This is a genomic window from Streptomyces sp. NPDC008121, assembly GCF_042957155.1.
Lineage (GTDB): Bacteria > Actinomycetota > Actinomycetes > Streptomycetales > Streptomycetaceae > Streptomyces.
The window spans coordinates 1-18012 of the sequence record NZ_JBIBHT010000013.1; the positions used below are offsets into that span (position 1 = coordinate 1).

General features: G+C 72.7%; 13 protein-coding genes and 1 tRNA gene. 2 read left to right on the forward strand and 12 right to left on the reverse strand.

The window, feature by feature from the left end:
- Positions 1–204 precede the first annotated feature (204 nt).
- Positions 205–276 (forward strand) — tRNA-Cys (locus ACFZBD_RS31645).
- Positions 277–354: 78 nt separating this feature from the next.
- On the opposite strand, the gene ACFZBD_RS31650 is transcribed toward ACFZBD_RS31645, so the two are convergent.
- The 9 genes from ACFZBD_RS31650 to ACFZBD_RS31690 form a co-directional block, all read right to left on the reverse strand.
- Entirely contained in the window at positions 355–2667 is a 2313-nt protein-coding gene (locus ACFZBD_RS31650) for a molybdopterin cofactor-binding domain-containing protein (protein ID WP_391146368.1), read from the reverse strand.
- Positions 2664–4025, reverse strand: a complete 1362-nt coding sequence (locus ACFZBD_RS31655) for a 2Fe-2S iron-sulfur cluster-binding protein (protein WP_391146371.1) — start codon at positions 4023–4025, stop codon at positions 2664–2666. The genes ACFZBD_RS31650 and ACFZBD_RS31655 overlap by 4 nt, the downstream gene beginning before the upstream one ends.
- The gene (locus tag ACFZBD_RS31660) at positions 4022–4897 is read right to left on the reverse strand and encodes an FAD binding domain-containing protein (protein WP_391146374.1); all 876 of its coding nucleotides are present in this window, start codon (positions 4895–4897) and stop codon (positions 4022–4024) included. Before ACFZBD_RS31660 ends, ACFZBD_RS31655 begins: the two co-directional genes overlap by 4 nt.
- A 225-nt stretch (positions 4898–5122) precedes the next feature.
- A complete protein-coding gene (locus tag ACFZBD_RS31665) occupies positions 5123–6829 on the reverse strand; it encodes a family 20 glycosylhydrolase (RefSeq protein WP_391146377.1) in 1707 nt (568 codons plus the stop codon).
- A gap of 70 nt (positions 6830–6899) precedes the next feature.
- A complete protein-coding gene (locus tag ACFZBD_RS31670) occupies positions 6900–7739 on the reverse strand; it encodes an ABC transporter permease subunit (RefSeq protein WP_391146380.1) in 840 nt (279 codons plus the stop codon).
- Positions 7736–8731 (reverse strand): ABC transporter permease subunit, encoded by a 996-nt coding sequence (locus tag ACFZBD_RS31675; protein WP_391146382.1) that lies wholly within the window; start codon positions 8729–8731, stop codon positions 7736–7738. The genes ACFZBD_RS31670 and ACFZBD_RS31675 overlap by 4 nt, the downstream gene beginning before the upstream one ends.
- A 107-nt stretch (positions 8732–8838) precedes the next feature.
- Positions 8839–10146 carry an extracellular solute-binding protein gene (locus ACFZBD_RS31680; RefSeq protein ID WP_391146384.1) on the reverse strand — a complete coding sequence of 436 codons (1308 nt, stop codon included), beginning with the start codon at positions 10144–10146 and terminating at the stop codon, positions 8839–8841.
- Positions 10147–10355: 209 nt separating this feature from the next.
- Complete coding sequence (locus ACFZBD_RS31685) at positions 10356–10655, reverse strand: DUF3039 domain-containing protein (protein WP_391146387.1); 300 nt, start codon at positions 10653–10655, stop codon at positions 10356–10358.
- 29 nt (positions 10656–10684) lie between these two features.
- The gene (locus tag ACFZBD_RS31690; protein WP_391146389.1) at positions 10685–11245 is read right to left on the reverse strand and encodes a YqgE/AlgH family protein; all 561 of its coding nucleotides are present in this window, start codon (positions 11243–11245) and stop codon (positions 10685–10687) included.
- Between the two features lie 253 nt (positions 11246–11498).
- On the opposite strand from ACFZBD_RS31690, the gene murA reads away from it, so the two are divergent.
- On the forward strand, positions 11499–12839 hold the full coding sequence (murA, locus tag ACFZBD_RS31695; RefSeq protein WP_391146391.1) for a UDP-N-acetylglucosamine 1-carboxyvinyltransferase: 1341 nt from the start codon (positions 11499–11501) through the stop codon (positions 12837–12839).
- Between the two features lie 124 nt (positions 12840–12963).
- Here murA and ACFZBD_RS31700 read toward each other — a convergent pair whose 3' ends face one another.
- The 3 genes from ACFZBD_RS31700 to ACFZBD_RS31710 all read right to left on the reverse strand — a co-directional run bounded on the left by ACFZBD_RS31700 (position 12964) and on the right by ACFZBD_RS31710 (position 17950).
- The gene (locus ACFZBD_RS31700) at positions 12964–13245 is read right to left on the reverse strand and encodes an HU family DNA-binding protein (protein WP_017237029.1); all 282 of its coding nucleotides are present in this window, start codon (positions 13243–13245) and stop codon (positions 12964–12966) included.
- A 484-nt stretch (positions 13246–13729) separates the two neighbouring features.
- Positions 13730–15157, reverse strand: a complete 1428-nt coding sequence (locus tag ACFZBD_RS31705; RefSeq protein ID WP_391146395.1) for a malic enzyme-like NAD(P)-binding protein — start codon at positions 15155–15157, stop codon at positions 13730–13732.
- Between the two features lie 423 nt (positions 15158–15580).
- The gene (locus ACFZBD_RS31710) at positions 15581–17950 is read right to left on the reverse strand and encodes a UvrD-helicase domain-containing protein (RefSeq protein ID WP_391146397.1); all 2370 of its coding nucleotides are present in this window, start codon (positions 17948–17950) and stop codon (positions 15581–15583) included.
- Positions 17951–18012: the final 62 nt, after the last annotated feature.

The following is an 18012-nucleotide window of genomic DNA, read 5'->3' on the forward strand; positions in this document are numbered from 1 at the left end:
TCGCAAGGCGGAGGGAGGAGAGCGCAGCGGGCTGCGCCGACGACCGACAACGCAGCGAGCGTGCGTGCCAGGCGTCCCCGGCCAGACGGGACTTTTGACACACGCCCCGGGACCGTGAACGGCGTATGGCAGTCGTGTTGCACGATGCCCGGTTCACTTGAGCGGCCCCGGCCCGCTCCGTACCGTCGTACTCGTGCTCAACCGGACCGTGTGCCCGAGTGGTTGAGGGACTCGCCTGCAAAGCGAGGTACGTGGGTTCAATTCCCGCCACGGTCTCCGATACGACGCCGGCGCCGCCCCCACGAGGAGGGCGGCGCCGGCGTCCGTCGTTGCGGCAGGGGCGCCGCCCCCGCGTCAGGAGTTGGGCACCGCGACCGCCGCCTGGGGGCGGATCGGGAGGCGGTTGACGGGGCGGCCGGTCGCCGCGCGGACCGCGGAGGCGACGGCCGCCGGGGAGGTGACCACGGGTACCGCGCTCGCCGCCTTCGCGCCGAAGGGGGCCACGACGTCGCGTTCCTCGACGAGCTTGACGATGCGGACGTCCGGGGCGTCCAGGGACGTCGGCAGGGCGTAGCCCGTGAGGTCGGGGTGGCGGACCAGGCCGCGGGCCGTGCGGAGGTTCTCCGTGAGGGCCGCGCCGACGCCCTGGGTGACGCCGGCCTCGATGCGGGTGGCGAGCTGGGCCGGGTTGAGGACGCGGCCGACGTCCTGGGCCACGGCCATCTCCACCACCCGGATCGAGCCGAGTTCGATGTCGACGTCCACCACCGCGCGGATCGCGCAGAAGGCGAGGCCCACGAAGGCGTCGCCCTGGCCCGACTCGTCCAGCGGCTCGGTCGGGTGGGGGCGGCACTGGGCCGTCGCCCAGAGTTCCTTGCCGTCCATCGCCTCGGTCACCGTCGTCGACAGCACGCCGTCGTACGAGGTGATCTTGCCGTCGGTGATCTGGAGCAGCTCCGTGGACATGCCGAACTTGTGGGCCAGCGGCTGCAGCAGCTGCGTCCTCACCATCTTCGCCGCCCGCTCGACCGCGCCGCCGGAGACCCAGGTGTGCCGGCCGTGCGTGGCCGGGCCCGCCGGGGGCTGATCCGTGTCGACGCCGGCGACGTGGACCTCGTCGATGCCCAGCGTCTCCTGCACGATCTGGCGGGCCAGGGTGGTGAAGCCGGAACCGGTGTCCACGGCCGAGCAGATCACCGTCGCGATGCCGTCGTGCACCTTCACGGTGGCCGTCGACACCTCGTCCGCGCCTTCCGCGCCGAGCATGTGCACCATGCCGACGGCGTAGCCGACGCCCCGCCGGACGGCGCCCGGCTCGCCCGCGCCCTCCGGGCCGCCGGGGAGCAGCCAGTCGTCCTCGGGGGTGTCAAGGGGCAGCGCGGGCAGCGGGAACTCGCGTACGGCGGCGAGGAGTTCGGCCACCGGGGCGGGGCAGGTCACGGTCTGGCCGGTCGGCAGGATGTCCCCCGTCGCGAGGACGTTCCGCAGGCGTACGTCGACCGGGTCGAGGCCCAGCTTCGCCGCCAGCTTGTCCATCTGCGCCTCGTACGCCGCGCAGACCTGCAGCGCGCCCTCGCCCCGCACATGGCCGGACGGCGGGTTGTTCGTACGGACCGCCCAGCCCTCGATGAAGGCGTGCGGCACGACGTACGGGCCGCAGGCGAAGGAGACCGCGGCGGCCAGGGACTCGGACGAGGCATCGGCGTAGGCGCCGGCGTCGAGGAGGATCTGCGCCTCCACCTTCACCAGCCGGCCCTCGGCGTCGGCGTGGTGGCGGTAGCGGAGCAGCGTCGGGTGGCGGTGGGCGTGGCCGAGGAAGGACTCCTCGCGGGTGGCGGTCAGTTTGACCGGGCAGCCGGTGCGCAGCGCCAACAGGCCGAGGGGGATCTGGAAGCCGGGGTCCTCGCGGTCGCCGGTGGCGCCCGGGACGCCGGTGACGACGACCTTCACCTGGTCGGGGGCGAGGCCGAAGCAGGCGGCCGCCAGGTCCCGGTCGGTGTGCGGGTCGGTGGAGGCGGTGTAGATCTCGACGCCGCCGTCGGGGCGGGGCACGGCGAGTCCCGCCTCGGCGCCGATGGGCGCGGGGTCTTGGCGGCCGATGCGGTAGAGCCCCTCGACCACCACCTCGCCGGCCGCCTCGGGGTCGCCGAAGCGCAGCGGGATGTGCCGGATCAGGTTGCCGTCGGGGTGCAGGGCGGGGGCGGCGAAGGCCTTCTCCGGGTCGGTGACCGGGTCGAGGATCTCGTACTCGACGGTGATGGCCGCCGCCGCGAGGCGGGCGGTGTCGGGGTGGTCGGCGGCCACGGCGGCGATCGCCTCGCCGTGGTGGCGGACCAGGTCGGAGGCGAAGACCGGGCGGTCGGCGACGGTCCGGCCGTACGTCGCCTCCCCCGGCACGTCGGCGTGGGTGACCACGGCCCGGACGCCGGGCATCTCGGCGGCGGCCGTCGTGTCGATGGAGACGATCCGGGCGTGCGGGTGCGGGGAGCGCAGCAGCGCGGCCCACAGCAGCCCCTCGGCCCACAGGTCGGAGGCGTACGGGAAGGTGCCCTCGGTCTTGGCCCGCGCGTCGGCGGGCGGGAGCGAGGCGCCCAGGCCGTGCGGCGGCAGCTCCTGCCGGGCGTCGTCGAGCGCGGTGCTGGTGGCGGTGGTCGCGTCGCTGCTCACGCCATGCCTCCGTCGTGCGGGTGGGGGATCTGGTGCGGGATGCGCGCCTCGTCGGCGTGGTCGGCGGCCGTGGCGGCCTCGCGCTCGGCGACGACCTCCTGGACGGCGTCGAGGACGCCGCGGTAGCCGGAGCAGCGGCAGAGGTTGCCGCAGAGCGCCTGGCGGGTCTCCAGCTCGGTGGGGGCGTGGTTGCCCTCGAGGAGGTCGTGGACGGTCATCGCCATGCCGGGGACGCAGAAGCCGCACTGGACGGCTCCGCACCGGGCCAGGGCCCGCTGCACGTCGGACGGTTCGCCGTCGGTGGCCAGGCCCTCGACCGTACGCACCTCACTGCCGGCGGCCGTCGCGGCGGGCACCAGGCAGGAGGCGACGAGCCGGCCGTCGACCTGGACGTTGCAGGCGCCGCACTCGCCCTGTGAGCAGCCGTCCTTGGCGCCGGCCAGTCCCAGGCGCTCGCGCAGGACGTAGAGCAGGGACTCGCCGATCCAGGAGTCGGTGACGGGGCGGTCGGCGCCGTTCACCCGCAGGACGTACGAGGTGTGCGGGTGCTCGTCGCTGTCGGCGCTGCTGCCGGTGGACACGGCGGGCGCGGCCGCCTCCACCGCCCCGAACGGCGCGTAGGCGCCCCCGGGTACCTCGTCGGACGCGGGTGCCTCGCCGGGGTCCTCGCTCTGCGCGGGGGCCTCGTCGGGCGCCGCGCCCTCCCCCGGCGCGAGGTGCTCGGGCGCCTCGGCAGCCTCACCCGGTGCGTGGTGCTCGGGTTCCCCGACGGCCTCACCCGTCGCGAAGCCCTCGAACGTCTCCTCCGGTGCGTATCCGGCGTCGGCGGCCTGCTCCGGCGACGCCGGGGCGTCCGGTGCGCCCGCCGTCTCCGGTACGAAGCCGGGCGCCGGTTCCTGGACGAAGCCGGCCTCCGCCCACGGCGCCGGCGCGCCGCCTGGCAGGGTCGCCGGGGCGCTGCTCGTGTACTGCGCCAGCATCGAGGCCGTGTACTCGCCAGACTCGTCCGGGCCGTCGGGCACCACCGGGATGCGCCACTGGCCGGTCGACGCCGACTGCGCCTCTGGCGAGGGTCCGGCGGCCTCGGGGAAGGTCCACTGGCCCGTCGCGTGCGGGTCGGGCGCCTGCGGGGGCTGCTGCACGGCCCACGAGCCGGTGGCCGCCGGGTCGGTCGCCGCCAGCGGGGTCAGCGGCGTGATCATCGGCGGTACGTAGCCGTGGCCGGGCGCCTCCAGCGGGACGCCGTCCAGCATGAACTCGGGCGGCAGTTGGACGAAGGCGGTGGCGTCGCCGTCGTACCCCTCGCTCTGCGGGATCGGCTCCCAGCCACCCGTCCGGTCATCGTGCTCGTCGCTCACGACAGCGCCCTCCCCAGTGCTCGTCGGGCCAGCGCGGCGACGGTGCGCCGCAGGTGCAGTACGGCCGGGGGCAGCTGCTCGTCGCCCTCCGGGTCCGGGATGCAGGCGGCGGCGACGTACTCGCCGAACGCCGCCAGCGCCTCCGGCGCGAGCCCCCGCGCCCCGTCCCAGTCCACCAGCGAGGCGATCCAGTGCTCGGCCTCCAGTGGCCGCAGCGGCATCGGCGCGATGGCGCCCACCGCGCAGCGCACCCCCCGGCGCGCCGGGTCGAGGACGACGGCGACGGAGGCGGTGGCGCGGGCCGGGCCGGTGCGGCCGGTGGCCTTGACGAAGACCTGGGGGGCGTGCAGCAGCGGTACGCGGACGAAGGCGACCAGCTCGCCGGGGGCCAGCAGGTCGCGGCCGGCCAGCAGGTGGGAGATCGGGATCTCGCGGGTGCCGAGCGGGCCCATGACGACCAGGTCGGCCTCTAGGGCGGCCAGCACGGGCAGGGAGTCGCCGGTGGGCGCGGCGGTGACGATGTTGCCGCCCAGGGTGCCCGCGTTGCGGATCTGGGGCGGGCCGGCGGCGCGGGCGGCCGCGGCGAGGGCGGGGATGAGCGCCGCGAAGTCGGGGCGGCCCATCCGGGCGTGGGTGAGGCCGGCGCCGAGGAGGGCGTGGCCGTCCTGGTACTGCCAGCCGCGGATTTCGTTGATCCGGCCGAGACCGACGAGTCCGGCGGGCCGCAGCCGGCCCTTGTTCACGGCGGCCATCAGGTCGGTGCCGCCCGCGACGGGCACGGCGGCCGGCATGGCGGTGAGCGCCGCCACGGCCTCGTCGAGCGAGGCGGGCAGCGTCACGGACTGCGCCGTCTGTGGTGCGTGCGTGGTCAACCCGCTGCCCCTTCCCGGTGTCCCCGGCGGTCCCCGACTCGTCCCCGGCTGTGACGCCTGTGTGGCCGTACCGTACGTGCTCACAGCCTGGACGTGGCAACTCTGGCACATCTTCCGGGCCGTCCGGCGCGAGGGTCCGCGAAGGCTGGTTCCGTCCAGGACGTCCCGCGAGCGGCGGTAACTTCCGTTTTGCCGCTCTTGGGTGACGTCGGGGAGCGAGGTGCCTCACACGATCGGGGGCGCTCCGTCGAGGGGGCGGCCCGCCACTCCCGGGCGCCGCTGCCAGGGCGCGGGGCCGGCGGGCGGCCGGTAGTCGACGCCGAGGGCGTCGAGGCGCCGGTAGTGGGCGGTCATCCGGCGTTCGAAATCGGCGAAGTCCCGTTCGGCGGGTGCGGGGAGCGTCGACCAGGCGACCTCGGCGAAGGCGGCGAGGCGCGGGAAGACCTGGTAGTCGACGCGGGACCGGTTCTCCATGACCTCGGTCCAGGCGTTCGCCTGGGCGCCGATGACCCGGGCGGCCGCCTCGGGCGAGAGGGCGGGGGGCACGGGATCGAAGCGGTAGACGTCCTCCAGGGTCCGTACGTAGCCGATGGGCATCGGTTCGTCCTCGCCCGGGGCCTGACGGTGGTCCAGGTACACCTGTTGCTCGGGGCACATGACGACGTCGTGGCCGGCCTCGGCGGCCGCGATCCCGCCGGCGTAGCCGCGCCAGGAGGAGACGGCGGCGCCGGGCGAGAGGCCCGGTCCTGGCCCTCCGGGCCCCGCCGCGCGGCCGAGGCTTCCGCCTTCCAGGATCTCGTCCCAGCCGATGAGGCGGCGGCCGCGGTCGGCGAGCCAGCGGTCGAAGTGGCGGACGAACCAGGCCTGCAGGGCGTCCTCGTCGGCCAGGCCCAACTCCTTGATCCGGGCCTGGGCGGTGGCCGACCGCCGCCACTGCTCCTTGGGGCACTCGTCGCCGCCCAGGTGGACGAAGGTGGACGGGAAGAGGTCGAGGACCTCCTCGAGGACGCCCTCGTAGAAGCGCAGGACGGTGTCGGTGGGGGCGAGGACGTTCGGGTTGACGCCCCAGGTGTCCCAGACGGTCAGGGCGGCGGTGTCGACGACGTCGGTGTTCCCCAGTTCGGGGTAGGCGGCGATGGCGGCCTGGGAGTGGCCGGGGACGTCGATCTCGGGGACGACGGTGATGTGCCGTTCGGCGGCGTAGGCGACGATCTCGCGGATGTCGTCGTGGGTGTAGTAGCCGCCGTGCGGGGTCTCGTTCCACAGCGGCGAGGCGCGGTGGCCCCACTTCGTCCGGGCCCGCCAGGCGCCGACCTCGGTGAGCCGGGGGTACCGCTCGATCTCCAGGCGCCATCCCTGGTCGTCGGTGAGGTGGAAGTGGAAGACGTTCAGCTTGTGCGCGGCGAGGAGGTCCAGCTGGCGCAGGACGTCGTCCTTGGGCATGAAGTGCCGTGCCACGTCGAGCATGAACCCGCGCCATCGCAGGCGCGGGGCGTCGGTGACGGTGAGCGGCGGGAGGTCCCAGCCGCGGTCGGTCGGGCGGACGGGCGCCTTGCGGTACGCGTCGGGGCCGAGCAGTTGACGGAGCGTCTGGGCCCCCCAGAACACGCCGGCGGGGCCGCCGCCCTCGATCAGGACGGTGACGTCCTCGACGGAGCCGTCGGTGGACAGCCGGTACGCCTCCGGGCCTTCGGCGCGCTCGATCTCGGCGCTGATCCGCAGCCGTACGGCGTGCGGCCCGTCGCCCGGGGCGAACGGCAGTCCGGTGGCCGCGCCGAGCGCGGACCGCAGCCACCGGGCGGCGCCCTCGGTCCCCGGCCCGGCGTCGAGCGTGGTGTCCGCGTCCAGCGCGAGGCGTCCGGGGGCGTCCCCCAGGGTCTCGACCGTCCTGGGCGCGGGGATGAGCGGCTCGTGGTGGTCGTCGTCACGCATGGCATCGGCCTTTCGGAACGGGGAGCGGGGGGGTGCTCGGGGTGCACGGCGAACGGGGGCGGGTGACTTGTCAGTCCTTCACCGCGCCGCCGAGACCCGAGACCAGGCGGCGCTGGACGAGTACGAAGAAGACGAGCACCGGGATCGTCATCACGGTCGAGCCGGCCATGATCCCGCCCCAGTCGTTCTCGTCGGGCTTGAAGAAGACCAGCAGCGCCATCGGCAGGGTGGACTGCGAGGTGTCGCTGATGAGGAACGACTTCGCGAACAGGAAGTCGTTCCAGGTGGAGATGAACGAGAAGACGCTCGTGGCCACAAGCCCCGGGAAGACCAGCGGGAAGAGGATCTGCCAGAGGAACCGGGTCCGGCTCGCGCCGTCGATCTGGGCCTGTTCCTCCAGCGCCTCCGGGACCGCCTTGACGAAGCCGCGCAGCATCCAGATCGCGAAGGGCAGCGAGAAGGCGATGTGCGGCAGGATCAGCGAGCCCAGGGTGTTGAGCTGGCCGAAGTCCCGCAGCAGGAAGAAGAGCGGGATCGTCAGCGCCTCGATCGGCACCATCTGGGCGATCAGGAACATGATCAGCAGGGTGGTCCGGAAGCGGAACCGGAAGCGGGTGACGGCGGTCGCCGCCAGGAAGGCGATGAGCGCGGAGACGAGGACGACGGTCCCGGCGACGATCAGCGAGTTGAGGAAGTAGCGGCCGAAATCCTGCTGTTCGAAGACCCGCCGGAAGGAGTCGAGGGACGGGGCCAGGGTCCACGGCCGCGGTTCGGCCGACTGGATCTCGCCGGCCGGCTTGAAGGCGGAGAGGACCATCCAGTACAGCGGGAAGGCGACCGCGGCCGCGACGAGGAGGGCGCACGCCTCGGCGGCGAGCCGCCCGGGGCGGCGGATACGGAACGCGCTCACAGCTCTTCTCCCTGACGGCGCAGCAGTCGGAGGTAGACCAGCGTCACGGCCAGCAGGATCAGCAGCATGACGACGCCGATCGCCGCGCCCAGGCTGTACTGGGACGAGGCGAACGCCTTCTGGTAGGCGTACACGTTGAGGACGAGGTTCTGCCCGGCGATGCCGCCGCCGCCCGTCATCACGTAGATCTGGGTGAAGACCTTGAAGTCCCAGATGATCGACTGGATCGTGACGACGACCAGGATGGGCCGGAGCATCGGCGCGGTGACCGAGCGCCAGATCCGCCACTGCGAGGCGCCGTCGAGGGCGGCGGCCTCCAGGACCTCGGACGGGATGGCCTTGATGCCCGCGTAGACCGTCACCATCACGAACGGGAACGAGCACCAGACGACCTCGAAGAGGACCAGCGCGAAGGCGCTGTATCGCCCGTACGTCCAGGAGAAGTCGCCGAGGCCGAGGACGCGGTTGACGGGTCCGAAGTCGGGGTCGAAGAGGAAGACCCAGACGGTGGAGCCGGTGACGGCGGGGGTGGCCCAGGCGCCGAGCGCGGCCAGCATGAGGGCGAGCCGGGGCACGGCCCGTACGCGGGTGAGGAGCACCGCGAGCGCGCAGCCGACGGCGAGCGTGGTGACGACGCAGGCGGCGGCGAACAGGACGGTGGCGAGGAGGACCTGCCGGAACTGGGGGTCGGAGAAGAGGGCGGTGTAGTTGCCGAACCCCTGGAAGGAGGTCGGCTCGCCGCCGCTGACCTGGGCCTGGGTGTACTCCAGGAAGGAGATCAGCCCCAGTTGGTAGATGGGGTAGAGCAGCAGCCCGCCGAGGACGACGAGCGCGGGCAGGAGGTAGAGCCAGGGCGTCCAGCCGGAGCCGTGCCGGCTTGGGGCGCCCCTCCCCCGCACCGCCGCCCGGGCCGCCGGGCCGTCGCCCTCGCGGGGGCCGGGGACGACGCCGGGGGCCGCGGCGGGGCCGCCCGCCGCGCCCGTCTTCGTCACACCCCCCTCGTCGACGCGGGCTCGCCTGCCGCCCGTCTCCGTACCGCCCCTCTCCGTATCGCCCGTCTCCGTGCCGCCCGTCTCCGTGCCTTTCGCGGACGCCATCGTCATCGGCCCGCTGCGGCGAAGGCGGCGTCCATCTTCTTCGCGGCGTCGTCGGAGGCGGTCTCCACGTCCTTGCGGCCGCTGACGACCTCCTGGAACATCGTCGGCAGCACCAGCGAGGCGTCGATCTGCCCCCAGCCCGCGGAGGCCGGGACGAACTTGGCGCCCGCGCCGAGGGTGTCGATGAAGGGCTTCACGAAGGGCTGCTTGCGCGCCGCCTCCGCCCGCACGTCGGTGTAGGTCGGCAGGAAGCCCATCGCGTCGAAGAGCCTGCCCTGGGTCTCCTTGCCGGCGAGGGACTTCATCAGGTCGACGGCGAGCGTGCGGTGCTCGCTGCTCTTCAGCACGCCGAGGTTGTTGCCGCCCGCGAACGCCGGGGCGATGGAGCCCGGGGTGACGCCCGGCAGGGGCACGACGGCGTACGCGCCCTTGACGGTCCCGGCCTCGACGGCGGCGTGGCTGAAGTCGCCGCCGATCGCCATGGCGGCCTTGCCGGAGGCGAAGGCGGTGACGGTGGCGTTGCCGCCCATCTGGGCGCACTTGGCGGCCGGGCAGTTGTCGTCGCCGAAGAGCGAGGTGTAGGCGGTGATGCCCTTGCGGGCGGCCTCGCCGTTGACGGCGGAGGTGTACGTCCCGCCGTTCTCCGTGGCGAGTTCGCCGCCGTGGGCCCACAGGAAGGGCATGGCGCCGTAGGTGTAGGCGCCGCCGACGGCGATGCCGTAGAGCCCGGGCTTCGCCTTGCGGATCTTCTTGGCGGTCGAGATCAGTTCGGCCTGGGACTTGGGGGCGGTGAGGCCGAGCTCCCGGAAGACGTCGGTGCGGTAGTAGAGGGCGCGGACGCCGACGAAGAGCGGGGCGCCGTAGACCTTGCCGTCCACCGTGACGGAGGCGGCGGCGGTGGGGTCGGTGTCCTTGGCCTCGGCCCAGGCGCCGAACTCGGCGCTGATGTCGGCCAGTCCGCCGTCCTTCACATAGCCGGCGGTGTCGGTGTTGCCGTACTCGATGAGGTCGGGGGCGGACTTCGGGTCGTTGAAGGCGGCCTTGATGCGCTGCGCCCGCGTGTCGACGGGGATGTACTCGACCTCCACGTCCGCGCCCTGGTGCCGCTTCTCGAAGGCCGCGACGGCCGCGTCGACGACCTGCTCCTTCGGCTTGTTGTTGACCTCCTGGAAGAGCCAGACGCGGAGGGTGCCGCTCTTCTCGTCCGTCGCGGCCTTGCCGTCGGAGGTCTGCGGGGCGCAGGCGGTGGCGGTGAGGCCGGCCAGGACGAGGGCGGTGACCGGGGCGGCGATACGGGCAGAAAGCTTCATACGGGGGCTCCCACCAATCGGCGTTGCAGCATGCGCAACGGGCGTTTCGTGCTGCACAACACGCGAGAGGTTAGGGGCGAGGAACGCGCGCCGACAAGTGGTCTCAACCACTCTGTGACCGGCGGAAGCACCCCGTGCAACGCGAAACGGCCCCCGGTCCGCGCACCGAAGTACGCGCACCGGGGGCCGTCCCCGCGGACGGGGGCGAGCTACTTGTCGCCGCCCTTGCCGCCCTTGCCACCCTTGTCCTTGTCCCCGCCGGGGCCCATGGACTCGTAGATCTCCTTGCACATCGGACAGACCGGGTACTTCTTGGGGTCGCGCCCCGGTACCCAGACCTTTCCGCACAGCGCCACCACGGGAGTGCCGTCGAGGGCGCTCGCCATGATCTTGTCCTTCTGGACGTAATGGGCGTAGCGCTCGTGGTCGCCGTCACCGTGGGACACCTGCGGCGTCGGCTCGACGAGGGTTCCCGTACCTGCCCCGCGCTCGGGCTCGAGAGTGCTCATGGCCACCAGGGTACTGAAAACCGCCGGGCTCAGTTCAGTGAGGGATCGTCCGGGTACGTCGCCACCATCGCCAGGTCGCCCCGCTGGCGGCGCAGGACCTCGCGCCACAGGCCCTCGGGGCGCGGGGAGGAGACGTCGCCCGGTTCGGATTCGACGACGTACCACGCGCCGTCGCCCAGTTCGACCTCCAGCTGACCCGGGCCCCAGCCGGCGTACCCGGCGAAGATCCGCAGCGCTCCCAGCGCGGGGCCCAGCAGCTCGGGCGGGGTCTCCAGGTCGACCAGGCCGATGGCGCCGTGCACCCGGCGCCAGCCGAGGGGGCCCTCGTCGCCGGGGATCACCGCGAGTCCGAGGGCCGCGTCGAGGGAGACGGGGCCGCCCTGGAAGACGACTCCGGGCTCGCCGGCCAGCTCGGCCCACGGCTGCAGGATGTCACCGACCGTGACGGGCGTGGGCCTGTTCAGGACAACGCCGAGGGAGCCCTCGTCGTCGTGGTCGAGGAGGAGCACCACCGCGCGGTCGAAATTCGGGTCGGCCAGGGCGGGGGTGGCGACGAGCAGCCGCCCTGTGAGCGAGGACACCTCGGTCATGCGACACATGATCCCGCATCTTCGCCGTTCGTGGGGGCACTCGGGACCGATGGACGGCGACGCAGTTCAGGACGGATGAGGGCGCGGTCCGGGAACACAACCGGACGGTGACACTCCGCAAGATCATATGAACAGAGGGTGTTGTGCCGAATTCATTACATCTGCCGGGCCCCTCCGGACTGCCGTCAAGGGGCCTCCGCCCCCTTACCCTTTTCCCTGGCCCCCTGCCCGACGACTCCGGAACGCGAGATTCATGACCGGCACAGACGATGTACTGCTTGTCCACGGCGGAACCCCGCTGGAGGGCGAGATCCGCGTCCGCGGCGCGAAGAACCTCGTGCCCAAGGCGATGGTCGCCGCTCTCCTCGGCAGCGGGCCGAGCCGGCTGCGCAACGTGCCCGACATCCGTGACGTCCGCGTGGTGCGCGGGCTGCTCCAGTTGCACGGTGTGACGGTCCGCCCCGGCGACGAGCCGGGCGAGCTCATCCTCGACCCGACGCACGTCGAATCCGCCAACGTGGCCGACATCGACGCCCACGCCGGTTCGTCGCGCATCCCGATCCTCTTCTGCGGCCCCCTGCTGCACCGCCTCGGCCACGCCTTCATCCCGGGCCTGGGCGGCTGCGACATCGGCGGCCGGCCGATCGACTTCCACTTCGACGTGCTGCGCCAGTTCGGCGCGACCATCGAGAAGCGGGCGGACGGTCAGTACCTGGAGGCCCCGCAGCGGCTGCGCGGCACCAAGATCCGGCTGCCGTACCCCTCGGTCGGCTCGACGGAGCAGGTGCTGCTCACGGCCGTGCTCGCGGAGGGCGTGACGGAGCTCTCCAACGCCGCCGTGGAGCCGGAGATCGAGGACCTGATCTGCGTCCTGCAGAAGATGGGCGCCATCATCTCGATGGACACCGACCGGACCATCCGGATCACCGGTGTCGACCGCCTCGACGGCTACACCCACCGGGCGCTCCCGGACCGCCTGGAGGCGGCCTCCTGGGCGTCGGCGGCGCTGGCGACCGAGGGCAACATCTACGTGCGCGGTGCCCAGCAGCGCTCGATGATGACGTTCCTGAACACCTACCGGAAGGTGGGTGGCGCGTTCGAGATCGACGACGAGGGCATCCGCTTCTGGCACCCGGGCGGCTCGCTGAACGCGATCGCCCTGGAGACGGACGTGCACCCCGGTTTCCAGACCGACTGGCAGCAGCCGCTGGTGGTGGCCCTGACGCAGGCCGCCGGCCTCTCCATCGTCCACGAGACGGTCTACGAGTCCCGGCTCGGCTTCACGTCGGCGCTGAACCAGATGGGCGCCCACATCCAGCTGTACCGCGAGTGCCTGGGCGGCTCGGACTGCCGCTTCGGCCAGCGCAACTTCCTCCATTCGGCGGTCGTGTCCGGCCCGACGAAGCTCCAGGGCGCGGACCTCGTCATCCCGGACCTGCGCGGCGGCTTCTCGTACCTGATCGCGGCCCTCGCGGCCCAGGGGACCTCCCGGGTCCACGGCATCGACCTGATCAACCGCGGCTACGAGAACTTCATGCAGAAGCTCGTGGAGCTGGGGGCCAAGGTCGAGCTGCCGGGCAGCGCGCTGGTGTAGCGCCCGCAGAGGGACGAACGGAAGGGCGGCCACCCCCTGACAGGGTGACCGCCCTTCCTGCTGCCCTGAGGCTGCTGGGGCCGTTCGTCCGCCACCCTGCGGCGGCGGACGAGGCCCTCGTGGCTTACTTGCCCTTGGCGGCTTCCTTGAGCTTCGAGCCCGCGGAGACCTTCACGCTGTAGCCGGCCGGAATGTTGATCGGGTCGCCGGTCTGCGGGTTGCGCGCGGTGCGAGCGGCACGGTGGGTGCGCTCGAAGGTCAGGAAGCCGGGGATGGTGACCTTCTCGTCGCCCTTGGCGACGACCTCGCCGACGGTCTCGGCAAGAGCGGCCAGCACGGCGTCGGCGTCCTTGCGGGTCACCTCGGCGCGGTCGGCCAGGGCGGCCACCAGCTCACTGCGGTTCATGTTGTTACTCCCGTGTTCTTCTTGCTGTTGAGGCGTGCCACGCGGCGGAGCCGCACATTGGGCACAGCGAAGCCGATGCTGCCAGGGCCCTCGGACAGTCCCCGGACCCGGGTCTGCTGACAGACCCTCGCGCCCGAATAGGCATCCTGCCCCCACCAGCGGCGGGAACGCCAATCCGGCACCCCCTGGGGTCACACGAAAAGCGCCACTGCCACCGGCATGGTGACGTTCCGTCGACTCTGCCGAGACTCTTTGGAGCCGAACAGCCACCCTAAAGGCGGGTTTACGACGCGGCGACTCGCGACGCGCCGTAACCCGGGCGGAGGTGTCCGCCGGGTCTCGGCGGGCGTACCGGCCGCCGTGGGGCCGTTGCCGGTCCCCGCCGCGGTCCGTGACGGCCGCCGTGGGGCCGCTGCGCGGGCCTGTCACGGCCTCGCGCGGCGGACCGGGCCCGCAGGGGAACCCCGGGGCCCGGCCGGCGTTCTCAGACGGCGCCGTCGCCGGGGCCGCCGGCCGCCTTGGCGGCGGTGCGGACGGCGCCCGCGACCGCGCCGGCGACCTTGTCGTTGAAGACCGAGGGGATGATGTAGTTCGCGTTCAGCTCGTCGTCGGTGACGACGTCGGCGAGGGCCGCGGCGGCGGCGAGCATCATGTCGGTGTTGACGGTGCGGGACTGCGCGTCCAGCAGCCCGCGGAACACGCCGGGGAAGACCAGCACGTTGTTGATCTGGTTGGGGAAGTCCGAACGGCCGGTGGCCACGACGGCCGCCGTCTGGCGGGCGATCGCCGGGTCGACCTCGGGGTCCGGGTTCGCGAGCGCGAACACGATGGAGTCCTTCGCCATGGCGGCGACGTCGTCCGCGCCGAGGACGTTCGGGGCCGAGACGCCGATGAAGACGTCCGCGCCGACGACGGCCTCCTTGAGGGTGCCGGTGACGCCCTCGGGGTTGGTGTTGTCGGCGATCCAGCGCAGCGGCGAGTCCGGGTGGGCCTCGACGAGGTCGGGCCGGCCGGCGTGCACGACGCCGTGGATGTCGGCGACGACGGCGTGCTTGACGCCCGCCGCGATGAGCAGCTTCAGGATGGCCGTACCGGCCGCGCCGGCGCCGGACATGACGACCCGTACGTCACCGATGCTCTTGCCCACCACGCGCAGGGCGTTGGTGAGGGAGGCGAGGACGACGATCGCGGTGCCGTGCTGGTCGTCGTGGAAGACGGGGATGTCGAGGGCCTCGCGCAGCCGTGCCTCGATCTCGAAGCAGCGGGGTGCGGAGATGTCCTCCAGGTTGATGCCGGCGAAGCCCGGTGCGATCGCCTTGACGATCTCGACGATGGCGTCGGTGTCCTGGGTGTCCAGGCAGAGCGGCCAGGCGTCGATGCCGGCGAAGCGCTTGAAGAGGGCCGCCTTGCCCTCCATGACGGGCAGCGCCGCCTTGGGGCCGATGTTGCCGAGGCCGAGGACGGCGGAGCCGTCCGTCACGACCGCGACGGAGTTGCGCTTGATGGTGAGGCGGCGGGCGTCCTCGGGGTTCTCGGCGATCGCCATGCAGACCCGGGCGACGCCGGGGGTGTAGATCATGGAGAGGTCGTCGCGGTTGCGGATGGGGTGCTTGGACGCCATCTCGATCTTGCCGCCGAGGTGCATCAGGAACGTACGGTCGGAGACCTTGCCGAGGGTGACGCCCTCGATGGTGCGCAGCTGGGCGACGATCTCGTCGGCGTGCGCGGTGGAGGTGGCGGCGATGGTGACGTCGATCCGGAGCTTCTCGTGGCCGGAGGCGGTCACGTCGAGGCCGGTGACCGAACCGCCGTGGGACTCCACGGCCGTGGTGAGCTGGGAGACCGCGGTTCCGCTCGCGGGAACCTCCAGCCGGACCGTCATCGAGTACGAGACGCTGGGCGCCGTTGCCATGGCCGAGTTCCTCTGCTTTCCCTGAGCTTCGTTGCTACGCCGCCCCGGCTGGTTGCCCGGCGGCGCCCTCCGATGGTCGCACCTACCTGCCGGTAGCAGGTAATGCGGTCATTTTGTTTTCGGAAAGTAGTTTCCACCATACGAGAAGCTTGGGGGAAACAGAAGAGGCCCCCGTCACCACAGGTGACAGGGGCCTCAACTTCGTACGTACGCACGAAGAGGTGTAAGTGGCACCGACCCGCCATGCTCGCCTCGCGGCAAGTGGTCCCTCTGAGGGACGAAGGTTGGGCCCGGGGGCTTGGATCGAGCCGGTGCCACGACCAAGGCTAACAAACCACCCTGGTAAGTGATTCCTCCCGCGCGGGTTGACTTGAAAACAACCCTTCGAGCACACGGTCGGTCACCGCCCGGGGAGGCCCGCGCTCACTCCCTGAGCAGGTCGGGGACGCCCGCCGCGTCCGGCACGTCCCGGTCTCCCGAGATCACCGTCAGCTGCTGGGTGGCCCGGGTCAGCGCCACGTAGAGCACCCGCAGCCCGGCCGGGGACTCGTCCGCGATCTCCGCGGGCGAGACGACCACCGTGGCGTCGTACTCCAGCCCCTTGGCCTCCAGGGAGCCCAGCGCCACCACCCGGTCGCCCAGGCCGGCCAGCCAGCGGGCGGCCTGCTCGCGCCGGTTCATGGCGACGACGACGCCGACCGTGCCGTCCACCCGGTCGAGCAGGCGCCGCGCCTCCTCCCGTACGGTCCCGGCCATCTCCGCCTTGTCCGCCACGGCCACGAAACGGGGCTCCACGCCGGTGGAGCGGACCGCGCGGGGCGACTCCTTGCCGGGCATGGCGAGGGCGAGGACCTTGGCGGCGAGATCGGCGATCTCGGCCGGGTTGCGGTAGTTCACGGTCAGCTCGAAGCGGCGGCGCGGACGGCTGCCGAGCGCCTCGTCCCGGGCCTCGGCGGCCTCGTCCGGCGTCGACCAGGACGACTGCGCCGGGTCGCCGACGACCGTCCAGGTGGCGTGCCGGCCGCGCCGGCCCACCATCCGCCACTGCATCGGGGTGAGGTCCTGCGCCTCGTCGACGATGACGTGCGCGTACTCGGTGCGCTCCGCCGCGAGCCGCTCGGCCCGCTCGCGCTGCGTCTCCTCGCGTACGGGCATCAGCTCCTCCAGGCCCGTCAGCTGGTCCAGCGGGTCGTACTCCCGCTTCCTGCGGGGCCGGGCCGGGGCGCCGAGGAGGGTGTGCAGCTCGTCGAGGAGGGCCACGTCGTGCACGGAGAGGCCGTCGCGGCGCAGGGACCGGGCGACGCGCCGGATCTCGCCCTGGTTGAGGACGCGGCGGGCCCAGCGGCTCAGGCGCTTCTCGTCGGCCATCGCCTCCAGGACCCGGCGGGGGGTCAGCTCGGGCCACCAGGCGTCGAGGAAGGCGAGGAAGGAGTCCTCGGTGGAGACGTCCTCGTCGAAGGAGGAGCGCAGCTCCGCCGCGAGTTCGGGGTCGCTGTGTCTACCGACGGCGCCGGACTTGGCGTACAGCGCGTCGAGCAGCAGGCGGCGGGCGCGGGGCCGCAGCAGGTTGACGGGCGCCGAGCCGCCGAGGACGTTGTGCCGGATCCGCTGGAGTTCGTCCGCCTCCAGTTCGAGGCGGCGGCCGAAGGCGACGACGCGCAGCCGGGTGGGGGTGGCGGCGGGGGCGGGGGCGGTGTCCTCCTCGTCCTCGCCGAACGAGAGCTGACCGGCCGGGTCCGCGGGCGCGGCCTTCGGCGCCGGGGACTCCAGGGCGCCGCGGGCGGCCTTGCGCAGGACGGCGAGCATGCGGGAGGAGCCCTTGACGCGGGCGACGGCCGGTTCGTCGTAGACGGTGGCCTCCACGCCGTCGACCAGCGAGCCGAGCGCGCGGATCGCGACCTGGCCCTCCTCGCCGAGGGAGGGCAGCACGCCTTCGGTGTACGAGACGAGCAGCGGGGTCGGGGAGACGATGAGGATGCCGCCCGCGTACCGCCGCCGGTCCTGGTAGAGCAGGTAGGCCGCCCGGTGCAGGGCGACCGCCGTCTTGCCGGTGCCCGGACCGCCCTCGACGTACGTCACGGAGGCGGCGGGCGCGCGGATGACCAGGTCCTGTTCGGCCTGGATCGAGGAGACGATGTCGCGCATGGTGTGGCTGCGGGCCTGGCCGAGCGCGGCCATCAGGGCACCGTCGCCGATCACGGGCAGCTCGCGCCCGTCGAGGGTCGCCGTCAGCTCGGGGCGCATCAGGTCGTCCTCGACGCCGAGGACCTTGCGGCCCTTGGAGCGGATGACCCGGCGGCGCACCACCCGGCCGGGGTCGACCGGGGTGGAGCGGTAGAACGGGGCGGCGGCGGGCGCGCGCCAGTCGATGACCAGCGGGGCGTAGTCGGAGTCGAGGACGCCGATCCGGCCGATGTGGAGCGTCTCGCCGATCTCGGCGGTGTTGTCCGGCCGCACGGCGTCCTCGGCCGGTTCGACCGAGGTGTACGCGCCGTCCGGGCCCTTCTTGCCGTCCTTGCCGTACAGCAGGTCGATCCGGCCGAAGAGGAAGTCCTCGAACTCGTTGTTGAGCCGGTTGAGGTGGATGCCGGCCCGGAAGACCTGGGCGTCCCGCTCGGCCAGTGCGCCGGGCGTGCCGACCTGGCCGCGCTGGGCGGCGTCCTTCATCAGGAACTCCGCCTCGTGGATCTTCTCCTCGAGGCGGCGGTAGACCTGGTCCAGATGTTGCTGCTCGACGCCGATCTCGCGGTCCCGGACCGTGTCGACCACACCGACGGCTTCCTGCGCGGCCACCGAGGCCCCCTTCTGACGTGCACTGCCCCCGCCGTGGGGCAGCCGTCGAGCTTATGCCACTC